Consider the following 13998-nt stretch of genomic DNA (forward strand, 5'->3'; position numbering starts at 1 on the left):
TTTTTTAATCTCTTTTACTACATTGTTTTCAATTCTGGCATGTACATCATCTAAAAATATACAGCACAATCGCTTTTAGGCATGTCATAAAAAAAGATATTAATACATATCTATTGTAAAGTTATGAAAATTTGTTGTCAAGAGCTAGTCCTGACGCTCTTTTATCGGTTTTTCGAAAATACAGACAGATAAGCGAATATCCTCAATTGTAAAAATGGTTCTTTGTCATTATCCGCTGTCATACCTGAAGAAAAAAAGCAAACCCTTAAATGCAGGTTTGCCCAGTACAATTATACTTATTCTGGTAAATCGAAGCCGTCTGTTTCTTCTACTGGAGCAATATCTTGAGCTTCTCCATTTAATCCATATGCGGAGCGAATTTTCAAAGATATCTCATCACGAACATTTGGATTTTCTCTTAAGAAAAGTTTAGCATTCTCTCGACCTTGACCTAAACGTTCCCCATTATAAGAATACCAAGAACCACTCTTTTCGATGACATCCAATTCAGAACCAATGTCGATGATTTCACCTTCTTTAGAAATACCTTCACCGTACATAATATCCACTTCTGCCACTTTAAATGGCGGAGCCACTTTATTTTTAACAACTTTAATTTTAGTTCTATTTCCTACAATATCATTTCCTTGCTTCAGTTGTTCTGCACGTCTTACTTCAAGTCGAATCGTAGAATAGAACTTAAGCGCACGGCCCCCTGGAGTTGTTTCTGGATTACCAAACATAACTCCAATCTTTTCACGGATCTGGTTGATGAAAATTGCTATGGTGTTAGATTTATTAATGGATCCTGAAAGTTTACGAAGAGCCTGAGACATTAAACGGGCTTGTAAACCCATATGAGAATCTCCCATTTCACCTTCAATCTCAGCCTTTGGTACTAATGCAGCCACTGAGTCGACAACAATAATATCAATCGCGCCGCTACGCACAAGTGCTTCAGCAATCTCTAATGCCTGTTCACCTGTATCTGGTTGGGAAAGCAATAATTCATCTATATTTACGCCAAGCTTTTGTGCATATGCTGGATCTAAAGAATGCTCTGCATCAATAAAAGCTGCTTGTCCACCCTTTGCCTGGACTTCAGCAACTGCATGTAAAGCTACTGTTGTTTTACCGGAACTCTCCGGTCCATAAATCTCAATTATTCTTCCTCTTGGATATCCACCCACACCTAGTGCTGAATCTAGCATAAGAGAACCACTTGGAATTGTGGAAACCCTTCTGTCCGCTCTTTCACCGAGCTTCATTACTGAACCTTTACCAAATTGCTTTTCAATTTGTTTTAGCGCCATATCCAGCGCAGCCTGACGTTCACTCACAGTTTATTTCCTCCCCACATCTATATAAAAGCATACTTTGTATAATTTAGATCTTATCTATACTATACCTTATTCTTTTGAATTTGCCAAGCAAAAAGGCGAACATTTATTCGTATTATTTTTTGCCATTTTTGCATCCAATTCAATTGAATTCCTCTAGCAAATTGATTATTTCAACCAATATACAGTGCAAAACTTAAATTTTTGCAGTTTAATAAAATATAACCCCCAACTATAGATAGTTGGGGGGGAATTCATTTTGCATATAATTCTCTCAGCTTGTGTATAAGAAAATGGCACCCATACTTCATACTTCGAATCCGGTTCACCTCACGCATACCGCCTAAATCTAATTTCTTTGCGTAAGTTTGTTCACCGGCTATTGCTATACCAATATAGACCGTTCCTACCGGATGACCTTCTAATTCATCCGGTCCTGCTACACCGGTAAAGCTAATCCCAATATCAGATTGCAGCATAGCTTTAATATTGTCAGCCATTTCCATCGCACATTGCTCACTGACAACTCCATATTTATCTATGGTCGATTGTTCAACTTTCAGAAGCTTTTTCTTGGCTTCATTGGTATAAACAACAATGCCGCCTTTGAGAATCAAACCTGCTCCCTGTATATCTGTCATTTTCTCCTGAAACATTCCGCCCGTTAAACTCTCAGCAGCAGAGATGGTAAGTTCATTTTCTTTTAAAAGATTAATGAGTTCATTCATGATTGTTGTATCATCATATCCATAAAAATATTGACCCACACGTGAAAGGATTTTCTCTTCCGTCTGTTTTAATAGTTTATCAGCTTCAGCTGTTGATTCATGTTTAGCCGTAATCCGGAGAGTCACTTCTCCGTCTGAGGCAAGAGGGGCTATTGTTGGATTGCTCTGCTGATCTAGTAAATCCTCTATATCTGTTTCAAGCTGCGATTCTCCTATACCATAAAAACGCAATACTCTTGAATCAATCCGTTCAACCCGATCCATTGATCTTAATAGATAGGGAACCGTATAATCCTGATGCATTGGCCTCATTTCACTTGGTGGTCCGGGCATAAGAATATGAAGAATATCTCCATGAGTCACAGCCATTCCGGGAGCCATCCCATTATGGTTATGGAATACTTCTGATCCCGCAATAACCAATGCCTGCTTCCGATTATTTTCTGTCATGACCCGTTTTATTTTTTTGAAATAATCCTCAATGTTTCCCATTGCTTTTTGATCTGTTATTAATGTTTTACCAATATATGACGCTACAACATCTTTTGTTATATCATCCTTCGTAGGTCCCAAACCACCGGTATAAATAATAAGATTTGCCCGGGATTCGGCAATTTCAATCGCCTTTTTCAATCGTTTGGGATTATCCCCTACTACCGTATGGTAATATACATTAACACCTATCTCTGCCAAGCTTTTGGAAATAAACTGAGCATTTGTATTGGCAATCTGTCCAAGCAACAACTCTGAACCGACTGCTATTATTTCTGCATTCATTCAATCACCCGCCAATTTAACAAGTTATATACGAATGATACCCTTATTTAGAATTTAAAAACGCTTGTTTATTCTTAGCAAAGTAATCCCATCCAGACCACAAAGTAAAGAAAAGGGCTACATATAAAGCTAGTTCAGCAAATGGGAAATTGATCCATTCAAATGGGAGATTATGCAATAACAGTGCAGATATAGCAATAATTTGCGTCCAGGTCTTAATTTTTCCCAATTGATTTGCGGCTACAACTTCACCCCCGCCGGCTAAAACAAGACGAAGACCTGTTACAGCAAATTCACGGCTGATTATTAAAATAACAATCCAGGCCGAAGCAAGATTCAGTTCCACCAGAATAATTAATGCTGCTGAAACAAGCAGTTTATCCGCCAGCGGATCAAGAAATTTCCCTAGAGTTGTGACCAGATTATACTTTCTTGCGTAATAACCATCAACCCAATCTGTTGTGGAGGCAATGATAAAAAGTACGGCTCCAACAAAATGAGAAATTGGCAGTTCCTCGCCATTTATTATCCATGTTCCCCAATCAATAGACGGAAGCATGATAATCACAAACAAAGGGATCATACATATTCTGGAAATCGTTATCTTATTCGGTAAATTCACAAGATGTTCCTCACTTTACTATAAATTTTATTTTTATTATGTAGAAGAAATACGAGGGAAGGTCACCCTTTGATGACCTTCCACCCTTATTCCTTCGTGTAATTAATCGTTATGTTTTGGACAATGGAATCACTTTCGTACTCCAGCTTTTCATCATTAACAAACAATTCTGTGTCTGTTGTTCTTCCGATATTAAGTACAATTTGATTATCGTCAGTTAGGTCAAAGTCTTGGCTTTCTCCTTCTTTAAGCATTCCATTAAAGAGATTTTCTCCTTTGGAATTTTTAATGGATACCCAAGTCTCGCCCTTAGATTTTACAGAAACTTTGAATTCATCTGCATTATTTAATTCGTATATTGTATTTTTTCCATTAGCAGAGGTAACTTTCAGATCGGCAGGAGCTTTTTCTTCTGTTTCTTCCTCAGCATTGTCAGTAGTATTTTCTTTTTCTGTCTCTTCTTTTTCTTGTGCGGTTTCATCTTCTTTTGGGGTTGTTGGCTCGCCCTGTTCTAATTGTACAGGGTTGTTTCCTTGATCAGCCGTCCCGGAATCATCATTATTACCAACCGCTTTTGCTACAAAATAATAGATAATAGCGACAACCGCGACTAGAAATACAATAATTAAAATTTTCGGGAGCAATTCCAACCACTTGGAATTCTGCACAGGCATTGTTTTTTTGGTTTGTACCCTGGATAATTTTCGAGGGATCTCTTCCTGCTGTACAGCAGCCGCAGGGATATCCGTTTGATGCAGTGCAAATAGCTCTTCTGCATCCAAGCCAACCGCCTCAGCATATTGTTTAATAAATGCTCTGACATAGAATTTACCGGGCATCATTTCATAATTACCCTCTTCTATGCCTACAAGGTAACGTTTTTGTATCTTTGTTAATTGTTGAAGATCATCTAAAGTTATTCCTTTAGATTCTCTGGCTTCCTTTAATACTTTTCCTAATTCCGTCATTTAAACACCTTCTAATCACTAAAAATCAAACGATCCAAATTCGGAACCCCCAAATAAAGAGGATTGCTGGTCTACTGCTTCATATGTGATTTCTTCGTTCGGGTCATTACGTAGTTCAATAATATAATCAAAGTCGTCCATTGTATACTCTGAATTTTGTACAAATACATCAGGATGTTCTACCACTTTTATTGAATCAAGTCTCATAATTTCCCGGACCAGCTGCCAATGTTTTTCACTGGCTCTGCGCGTTGATACAATCCCATCAAGAATAAACAAGTTATTTTCATTGTATTCATCTTCAATTAATTGATTTCGAACAGTTTGTTTTAAAAGGGTCGAGGAAACAAATAACCAACGCTTATTCGCACATACACTTGCTGCAACGATTGATTCCGTTTTACCTACCCTTGGCATGCCTCTGATTCCTATTAATTTATGACCTTCCTGCTTAAAAAGCTCAGCCATAAAATCAACAAGAAGCCCAAGATCTTCCCGTACAAATCGAAAGGTTTTTCGTTCATCTGCATCTCGTTGTATGTAACGCCCATGTCTAACTGCTAACCGATCTCTTAATTTTGGTTCTCTGAGTTTCGTTACTTTTATCGTATCCATTGTTTGCAGAATTGATTCGAGGCGTTCAATCTGGCGACTATCCTTAGCTAATAGTAGCATGCCACGTCTTCCTTCATCTACACCATTTATGGTTACGATATTGATGGAGAGCATTCCTAACAAAGAAGAAATATCCCCCAATAAACCGGGACGGTTACTTTTAATTTCATATTCAAAATAATATTCCTTCTTGTCCATTACATACCCTCCTAAGAAAAATATTTGACAATTTCCTTCAATATTTTCCCTATGTCCTATCATATATGATTTCCAGACAGGTGAAAAGTAAAATACATAACGTATTACCAAATACTTATGTGTTCCAACCACCATTCACGCTAATAATCTGACCAGTTATATAACTGGAGTCTTCTGAAAGGATAAATGAGACAACTCCCGAGATTTCTTTTGGTAATCCTAAACGTCCCATTGGTATTTCTTCTTCCAATTCTTTTAGCTCTTCAGATTCAAATCTTTCAAGCATGGCGGTAGCAATTGCCCCTGGCGATATCGCATTCACTCTGATTCCCGAAGGTGCAAGTTCTTTTGCGAGTGCTTTGACAAAAGAATTTTGTCCACCCTTTACCATTGAATACAGAACTTCGCATGAAGCCCCTACTTCTCCCCAAATAGACGTTATGGCAATGATATTTCCTTCTTTTTTATTTATTAGCTTCTGAACAAGCCCCTTTGTTATTAGAAAGGGGGATGTACTATGCAAAGTAACCATCTGTTTGGCACGTTCATCGCTTATATCTGTAATTAAGCCAAAGTGACTGTCTCCACTGTTTAAAATAATGGCATCAATTTCATCAATTTCGTTAATAATATCTTGATGGCCGCCGTCTTTACTTAAATCAGCTTGAATCACTTTTGTATGGATTGGAAATAGCTTTAATTCTTCCAGCAGTGAAGTGATACCCTTATCATTACGGTAATAATGGAGATATAAGTTCCAACCCTCTGATGCCAAACGCAATGCAATTGCCCGGCCGATTCCACCACTCGCTCCTGTAATCAGTGCATATTTTCCATTCATGATTAAAAACCCCTTGCTCAAAATAACACTTACAATACTTTTCATTATAAAGGTTGTTCTTCAAAAGGAAAACCATCAAATAAAAATAGTTATTTGTTTCATAGAGATGTTATCATCTTAAAAATCAAATCATATAAAAGTCAACTCTAGTAAAAATACAATTCCACCTCCTCTGTCCGTTTGTGTTTTTTCAGGAGATTTGACTAAACAGAAAGAAGAAAAGAGCCAACACCATTAAGGTTCGGCTCTCGTCAATCAAGATGGAAGAATTTGAAACACTGACATCCTGTCTTCATTTATTAATTCTTGTACCGTTTTATTTACTTCCTCAAATGTCAAAGATTCTAAAACGGTAACGACATCAAATAACTTCATATCATTAAACGCATAGCGAGTAAATTGATTAGCAATTGATTCTGGTGAATTTAAAGATCTCAGAAATGCACCAATCTTTTTTTTGCGAACAGAATTCAGCTTATCCTCAGTTACAATCTCTCCATCACGGGCGGCAAAAAGAATATTTTTTAATTCCTCCTCTAATAGATCCGGCTCATCCGTATCACTGCCAACCATTCCAAATCCAAATCCATATTCCTGCGTATAATCATAGAAGAATGAATGGTCAATTAACCCTTTCGTATAAAGCTTCTCGTAGTAATCGGAGCTTTTTCCAAAGGTCATATCAAGAAAAAGATTGATGGACAACTCTTGTTTTAGTAAATCAAGGCCTTGCAGAGTTGGATTACTAGCTTTTAATCCAACCACACACTTAGGCGTCTGGACATGCATATTAATTGTACGTTTTTTTATTGCTACTCCAATAGGTTCCTCTTCAAATTTACGGCTTATATCTCCACGGTTATCGAAATCTTTCTTAGCTTGATTATCACGTACCTGCTTCATAATTAATTCTGGATCCTCAGGTCCTGTAATAAATAAGAGCATGTTGCTTGGATGATAAAATGCATTGTAGCATTGGTAAAGCAGTTCTTTTGTTATCCCTGCGATAGACTCCACCGTACCTGCAATATCAATTTTCACAGGATGATTATGATATAAATTTTCGATGATACCAAAATATAATCTCCAATCAGCATTATCATCATACATGGTGATTTCCTGCCCAATGATTCCCTTTTCCTTCTCGACACTCTTATCCGAGAAATAGGGTTCCTGTACAAAATCAATCAGTGTTTCTAAATTTTTCTGTACATCAGTTGTACTGGAAAAAAGGTACGCTGTACGTGTAAAAGAAGTAAAAGCATTAGCCGCTGCTCCTTGCTTACTGAATTGTTGAAATACATCGCCATCTTCTTTTTCGAACAATTTATGTTCGAGGAAATGGGCAATCCCATCCGGAACTCTTGAATATACTTCCGCCCCAGGTTCTTTAAAATAATTATCAATTGATCCATACTTTGTTGTAAATGTAGCATACGTCTTATTGAATCCTTTTTTTGGAAGGATATAAACAGACAGCCCATTATCCATTTTTTCAAAATATAATTCTTCCTGAAGTTGATCAAATAGTAGTTTCTCCATTATTCTGTCACCTCATTTCCGCTTAAAAAGTAAATGGTATCCATTTGAACTTTGCCTCCGCAAGCTATGATTTCTTCCTTTGTCACCTTATCTATCTCTGACAACCATTCATCCAAAGTCGTCTGAATATCGGCAACCACATTATGATAAAGAACTTCTGTTAAACCGCGGGAGGTATCAATGGTTTCCAGCAATTGATTTTTAATAATCGCTTTTGTTTGGTCTATTTCCTGATCCGTAAATTCTCCCTTTTTCATAGCTTCCATTTGTTCTTTTATGATTGTTATCGCCTGGTCATAATTTGCATTATCTATACCGGACATAACCATTAAAAGACCCTTATGGCTTTCAAGTCGTGAAGCTGCATAATAAGCCAGGCTTGCTTTTTCACGAACATTTATGAAAAGCTTGGAGTGTGAGAATCCACCAAAAATCCCATTAAACATTTGCAGAGCAAAATAATCGGGGTCACCGTACGTAATATTTGTTCGAAAGCCAATATTTAACTTCCCCTGTTTGATATCCTGTATTTCTTTTAATTCTTTCACTTCATGGATGTTATGCTTACTATGCACAACACGTTCCGGCCTTCTCTCTGCAAACTGAAAATATTGGGCAGATAGTTGAGCAACTCTTTCTTCATCCAAATCGCCAATCACATAGAGATCAAGTTCATCTTCTTCAAATACGTTAATATAATATTGGTATAAACTTTCAGGAGTAATTTCATCTACTGCATCTAATATCCCGTTCGCTTCTAAACGATAATTTTCTTCGAGACACATTTCCTGAGTTAAGCGTAAAGAAGAATAACGCATCTTATCATCATATACAGCTTGAAGTCTTTGTTTCAATGCACGCTTTTCCTTTGTAACTGTGTCCGAATCAAAAGCATTCCCCAGTACGTTGGGGTTAATCAAAACATCATGTAAGAGCTTAAATGATTGCTCCAATAGGGGCTCAGGTTTAGATAAAAAACGTTCATTTACCATTTCCATTTGGAAACTCATGATATGATATTCACCTTTTTTACTAACATCCGTAAAAAGACTCGCTCCATACAATTGATCAAGATGGGACCTGAAAGCTGTCGATGTGGGATAAGCGGCCGTGTTACTTTGGAGCACATTAGGTAATAAAGCTCTATATGTAACAGTTTCTTCTTTTAAAGGTGCTTTCATCTTCCAAACAAGCGTGGTGGTTTTAAATTTCTTCGTTGGTATAAAATGAATGGTTACACCTGCTTGTTTAATTTTAATCTCATCAATAACTGCCATAAATGTTGACCTCCCTTTACTCAATGTTATGCAGATTCATATCCATATTGTTCGTCTCAAGGATTTATTTTAAACCTTTAGTTTGAATATACAGGTTAAATGGAAGGTAAATCAAGGAACTGCCCCTGATCCTAATCCCATCTTTTTTTTATTTATATGAAGAAACATATACACGGTACAGAGACCATTTTTCTTATCCGATAAAAAAGACAAGAGCCGCTCAAACCAGCCCTTGTCTTTTATAAATAACTCGATAAATTTGTCTTTTAGCGTTTTCCTTTGATATATGGTGTTCCGGATGCTTTTGGTGCATCGGCACGTCCAATAAATCCTGTTAAGGCCAATATTGTTAATACGTATGGCAAAATCAACATATAGACATTTGGTATGTCACTAAAGAATGGAAGCATTGAGCTTACAATACTTAAACACTGTGCAAATCCAAAGAATAATGCCGCGCCCATTGCGCCGATTGGATGCCATTTTCCAAAAATCATAGCAGCTAGTGCCATGAATCCTTGTCCTGATATTGTCGCATGAGTAAAATCTAAAGCAATGGTCGAAGCATAAATAGCTCCACCTAACGCTCCCAAAATACCACTTAAAACAACCCCAATATAGCGCATTCTGTTTACATTAATACCCATTGTGTCAGCGGCCATTGGATGTTCACCAACTGATCGCAGACGCAGACCAAATGGTGTTTTAAAGATTACATACCAGCATATCACCGCAATGATGATAGCCAGGATAGATGTATAATGTAAATCTGAGAATAGAATCTTACCAAGCACAGGTATATCACTTAGTACTGGAATTTCTACACTGTAAAATGGTTCAGAAATTTTTTCTGTTTGTCCCTTACCATAAACTAATTTTACAATAAACATACAAGCCCCAAGCGCCAGCATGTTAATGGCTACACCACTGACTGTTTGGTCAGCCCGGAAGGTTATTGATGCTACTGCGTGCAATAGTGAAAAGATTCCGCCAACTACCATAGCCACAACTAATGAAATCCAAGGAGTCCATCCACCAAACGTATCCGCAAATGATAAGTTGAACACGATGCTTGTAAAGGCACCAACTACCATTAAACCTTCCAATCCAATATTTACTACACCAGAACGCTCAGAAAACACACCACCGAGGGCAGTCAAAATAAGTGGAGAGGCGTATACAAGTGTAGATGGAACAAGTATAGCTAGTATCTCTAAGAAACTCACTTATTCCACCCCCTTTTTCTTGCTAAACTTTCTCAGCATGAGTCGAATAACATAACTGGACGCTACAAAAAATATAATTAGTGCGATAACTACATCAATAATTTCAGTCGGTATTCCAGTTTCCATTGGCATATTCAATGAACCATATTTCAATCCACCGAATAAGAAAGCAGCAAGCACAACACCGATTGCTGTATTGGCACCGAGTAATGCAACCGCAATTCCGTCAAAACCTACCCCAGTATGTGCACCTTTTACACCAATATACTCGAAGGTTCCAAGCCCCTCCATGGCTCCGGCAAGTCCAGCAAAAGCCCCGGAAATCAACATGGCATATACAATATTTCGATCAACACTGATACCTGCATATTTAGAGGCATGCTGGTTGAAACCAACAGCTTTTAATTCGTAACCTCTTGTTGTTCTCTCCAATAAAAACCACATGATGATTGCTCCTGCTATCGCAACCGCAAAGCCCCAGTGCAATCTGGAGTTAAACGTCAATTCTGCTAAAATGTCAGAACGGAAAGATGCAGATGGCGCAATCTTTTCTGTTTTGTCCATATTATCTGTTAAAACGTAAGAGATGATATAATTGACAACATGTAAGGAAATATAGTTCATCATAATCGTTGTAATAACTTCATGGACTCTGAATTTAGCTTTTAATAGACCAGGAATGAATGCCCACAAAGCTCCTGCTATCGCAGCAACAAGTACAGCAAGCGGCAAATGGATCATTTTAGGTAAATCAGTGAAAAGTGTACCAATCCAAACAGCACCTAACCATCCCATTAGAAACTGGCCTTCAACACCTATATTAAAAAGTCCTGTCCTAAACGCAAAGGCAACCGCTAAACCTGCCAATATATAAGGAGTAACCTGACGGATCGTCTCACCTATTGCATAGGAATCCATAAAAATACCATTCCATAAAGCTCCATAACCGGCTATCGGATCATAACCACTGGCCCACATCACGATAGCACCCGCGATTAAACCAAGCAAGACAGCTATAACAGGGATTAATAAATTCGATAATTTTTTATACATTAGCCTCATTCCCCGCTTCCTTAACCTTACTTCCTGCCATTAATAATCCCAGTTCCTGTTCTGTCGTTTTCTTAGGATCAACAATTGCAACAATAGAACCCTCATATATAACGGCAATACGGTCACTTACATTTAAAATTTCATCCAGCTCAAATGATATGAGCAATACAGCTTTCCCCTGATCTCGTTGCTCAATCAAACGCCTGTGAATGAACTCAATAGCCCCTACATCAAGGCCCCTAGTTGGCTGGGCAGCAATTAGTAAATCAGGATTACGATCTATTTCACGGGCAATAATGGCTTTCTGCTGGTTCCCTCCAGATAAAGCTCTGGCAGGAGTATACTCACTTGGAGTTCGTACATCGAACTCTTCAATTAGTTTACGAGCTTTATTAAAGATATTCTTATAATTTAAGACTCCCCATTTTGAAAACGGTTGCTGATAATAGGTTTGCAAAACCATATTTTCACCAATTGAATAATCCAGTACAAGGCCATATTTATGGCGATCCTGAGGGATATGGCCAATTCCGGTTTCCGTGATTTTCCTAGGGCTTTTTCTTTGTATTTCAGCACCATTTATGGATATTATTCCGGATTCTGGTTTTTTTAGGCCGGTAATTGCTTCAATTAACTCGGTTTGTCCATTTCCATCTACACCGGCAATTCCTAAAATTTCACCCGCACGAACTGATAGGTTAAGATTACGAATTGCTTCAACACCACGTGAGTCTTTAACAACCAAATCATGTATATTTAATACATCTTTACCTGGCTCTGCATCCTGTTTAACAGTTGTAAAAATGACTTCACGGCCTACCATCAGACTGGCCAATTCATTTGGATTTGTTTCACTGACATTTACGGTACCAATTCCTTTTCCTTTACGTATAACTGTACAACGGTCACAAACTTCCATAATTTCTTTTAATTTGTGTGTAATCAGAATGATGGATTTACCTTCCGTAATCAGGTTCTGCATGATTTGTATTAACTCCTTAATTTCCTGTGGTGTTAATACGGCAGTTGGTTCATCAAAAATAAGAATATCAGCTCCACGGTAGAGAGTTTTAAGTATTTCAACCCTCTGTTGCATACCAACTGAAATATCAGAAATCTTAGCGTCAGGATCAATACTCAGACCATACCTCTCTGATAACTGTCTAACTTCCTGCTCAGCCTCTTTTAAATCAATTGTTCCACCTTTGGTAGGCTCTTTACCAAGGATAATGTTTTCGGTTACTGTGAACGTATCAACAAGCATGAAATGCTGGTGCACCATTCCTATACCCAAGTCATTTGCAATATTTGGGCTTGTAATTTTTACTTCCTTACCATTTACACGGATTTCTCCTTGTTCTGGCTGGTAAAGACCGAACAAAACATTCATTAACGTGGATTTCCCTGCACCATTTTCCCCCAACAACGCATGAATCTCACCTTTTTTTAATTGTAAGGTGATATCATCATTCGCTACGATGCCCGGGAACTCTTTACGGATGTGCAACATCTCAATAACGTAGTCCACAGTTTTCACTCCTTTTCCAGAGAAAATTCATATCATAAGTAAGATGACAAAAGAAAAGTTGCCAATCTTATTGTGCAACCTTTCCTTTACCATATTGCTTAGAGGTCTGATGTCAGACTGACATAGGCCTAGGTAAATTGTAAGGGATAAGAAATGTTATTCTCATCCCTTACATAAGAGTTGCTTATTTTTTTAAGAATGTTTTTAGATCTTCACGAGTAGATGGTACTGCAATCTCTCCACTCTTGATTTTTTCTTTGTATTCTGCAACTTTTGTTAGAATTTCTTCTGACAAGTTTTCTTTTGAAGGTGCAATATCTACCGCATCATTTTCTAAACCAAATTCAACATTTTCGCCACCAGGGAATTTTCCGTCTTTTGCAAGAGTGGATACTTCCTGAACAGCCAAATCAACTCGTTTAATCATGGAAGTTAACGTAATGTTTTTATCTGTACCCGGTACATCACCTAAGGCAGCTTGGTCAGAGTCAACCCCAATAACCCAAATTTCTTTGTTTGGATCACTTTTCGTAATGTTAACTGCTTCAGTAAATACACCTTTACCTGTACCGCCGGCAGCATGATAGATAATATCTATGCCTGATTTATACATTGCTTGTGCAGTTGCTTTACCAATATCAGCTTTATTAAAATCACCAGCATATTTAACCTGAACATCTGCATCAGGTTTTACTGATTTAACACCGGCAATAAATCCGGTCTCAAACTTTTTAATAAGTTCACTTTCGACTCCGCCAATAAATCCTATTTTATTGGATTTAGTTTGCATCGCGGCCACTACACCTACCAAGAATGATCCTTCATGCTCTTTAAATGTGATACTTGCGACATTATCACCTTCTACAACAGCGTCAATTAACGCGAATTTACTCTTAGGATTTTGCTCGGCAACTTCTGTAATAGAATCAGATAGTAAGAAACCTACCCCATAAATAAGGTCAAATTTTTGTCGTGCCAGTTGATTTAAGTTAGTCGTGTAATCAGCATCAGATTTGGACTGAAGGTAATCGTAACCATTTTTACCTTTTTCAAGGTTGTTATCTTTGCCAAATTGTTGTATACCTACCCAAGCGGATTGGTTAAAGGATTTGTCATCAACCCCGCCTGTATCCGTTACCATAGCAATTGTGAAATTGTCCTTGTTACCTTCACCGCCGCTTTTCGTCTCTTCTTTGTTTCCGCAAGCCCCCATGATTGTGCCCGCAGCCATAACAAGTGACAATGCCAAACCTAATTTGCGTTTCTTCAAGGCCTTAACCCCC

General features: G+C 37.8%; 12 protein-coding genes. All 12 read right to left on the reverse strand.

The window, feature by feature from the left end:
• Positions 1–296: 296 nt before the first annotated feature.
• A complete protein-coding gene (gene recA, locus AC4G3K_RS06630) occupies positions 297–1340 on the reverse strand; it encodes a recombinase RecA (RefSeq protein ID WP_491076960.1) in 1044 nt (347 codons plus the stop codon).
• Between the two features lie 254 nt (positions 1341–1594).
• On the reverse strand, positions 1595–2845 hold the full coding sequence (locus AC4G3K_RS06635; RefSeq protein WP_491132867.1) for a competence/damage-inducible protein A: 1251 nt from the start codon (positions 2843–2845) through the stop codon (positions 1595–1597).
• 43 nt (positions 2846–2888) lie between these two features.
• A complete protein-coding gene (gene pgsA / locus AC4G3K_RS06640) occupies positions 2889–3467 on the reverse strand; it encodes a CDP-diacylglycerol--glycerol-3-phosphate 3-phosphatidyltransferase (protein WP_491076958.1) in 579 nt (192 codons plus the stop codon).
• An 86-nt stretch (positions 3468–3553) separates the two neighbouring features.
• Positions 3554–4435 carry a helix-turn-helix domain-containing protein gene (locus AC4G3K_RS06645; RefSeq protein ID WP_491132868.1) on the reverse strand — a complete coding sequence of 294 codons (882 nt, stop codon included), beginning with the start codon at positions 4433–4435 and terminating at the stop codon, positions 3554–3556.
• 18 nt (positions 4436–4453) lie between these two features.
• A complete protein-coding gene (locus AC4G3K_RS06650) occupies positions 4454–5248 on the reverse strand; it encodes a DUF3388 domain-containing protein (RefSeq protein WP_491132869.1) in 795 nt (264 codons plus the stop codon).
• 115 nt (positions 5249–5363) lie between these two features.
• Entirely contained in the window at positions 5364–6089 is a 726-nt protein-coding gene (gene ymfI / locus AC4G3K_RS06655; RefSeq protein ID WP_491076955.1) for an elongation factor P 5-aminopentanone reductase, read from the reverse strand.
• A gap of 255 nt (positions 6090–6344) precedes the next feature.
• Positions 6345–7631 (reverse strand): EF-P 5-aminopentanol modification-associated protein YfmH, encoded by a 1287-nt coding sequence (yfmH, locus tag AC4G3K_RS06660; RefSeq protein ID WP_491132870.1) that lies wholly within the window; start codon positions 7629–7631, stop codon positions 6345–6347.
• Complete coding sequence (gene yfmF / locus AC4G3K_RS06665; protein WP_491132871.1) at positions 7631–8908, reverse strand: EF-P 5-aminopentanol modification-associated protein YfmF; 1278 nt, start codon at positions 8906–8908, stop codon at positions 7631–7633. Before yfmF ends, yfmH begins: the two co-directional genes overlap by 1 nt.
• 266 nt (positions 8909–9174) lie before the next feature.
• Complete coding sequence (locus tag AC4G3K_RS06670) at positions 9175–10134, reverse strand: ABC transporter permease (RefSeq protein ID WP_491132872.1); 960 nt, start codon at positions 10132–10134, stop codon at positions 9175–9177.
• The gene (locus AC4G3K_RS06675) at positions 10135–11187 is read right to left on the reverse strand and encodes an ABC transporter permease (protein ID WP_491076951.1); all 1053 of its coding nucleotides are present in this window, start codon (positions 11185–11187) and stop codon (positions 10135–10137) included.
• The gene (locus AC4G3K_RS06680) at positions 11180–12715 is read right to left on the reverse strand and encodes an ABC transporter ATP-binding protein (protein WP_491076950.1); all 1536 of its coding nucleotides are present in this window, start codon (positions 12713–12715) and stop codon (positions 11180–11182) included. Before AC4G3K_RS06680 ends, AC4G3K_RS06675 begins: the two co-directional genes overlap by 8 nt.
• A 184-nt stretch (positions 12716–12899) precedes the next feature.
• Positions 12900–13985, reverse strand: coding sequence for a BMP family lipoprotein (locus tag AC4G3K_RS06685; protein WP_491132873.1), 1086 nt, complete (start codon positions 13983–13985; stop codon positions 12900–12902).
• Between the last annotated feature and the right edge of the window lie 13 nt (positions 13986–13998).

The sequence above is a fragment of the Bacillus sp. z26 genome (genome assembly GCF_058313635.1).

Excerpts from the sequence above, each read along its gene's own strand:
- AC4G3K_RS06650 (WP_491132869.1), bottom strand. The coding sequence starts at position 5,248 with ATGGACAAGAAGGAATATTATTTTGAATATGAAATTAAAAGTAACCGT.
- AC4G3K_RS06675 (WP_491076951.1), bottom strand. The coding sequence starts at position 11,187 with ATGTATAAAAAATTATCGAATTTATTAATCCCTGTTATAGCTGTCTTG.
- AC4G3K_RS06645 (WP_491132868.1), bottom strand. The coding sequence starts at position 4,435 with ATGACGGAATTAGGAAAAGTATTAAAGGAAGCCAGAGAATCTAAAGGA.
- ymfI (WP_491076955.1), bottom strand. The coding sequence starts at position 6,089 with ATGAATGGAAAATATGCACTGATTACAGGAGCGAGTGGTGGAATCGGC.
- AC4G3K_RS06635 (WP_491132867.1), bottom strand. The coding sequence starts at position 2,845 with ATGAATGCAGAAATAATAGCAGTCGGTTCAGAGTTGTTGCTTGGACAG.
- yfmF (WP_491132871.1), bottom strand. The coding sequence starts at position 8,908 with ATGGCAGTTATTGATGAGATTAAAATTAAACAAGCAGGTGTAACCATT.
- yfmH (WP_491132870.1), bottom strand. The coding sequence starts at position 7,631 with ATGGAGAAACTACTATTTGATCAACTTCAGGAAGAATTATATTTTGAA.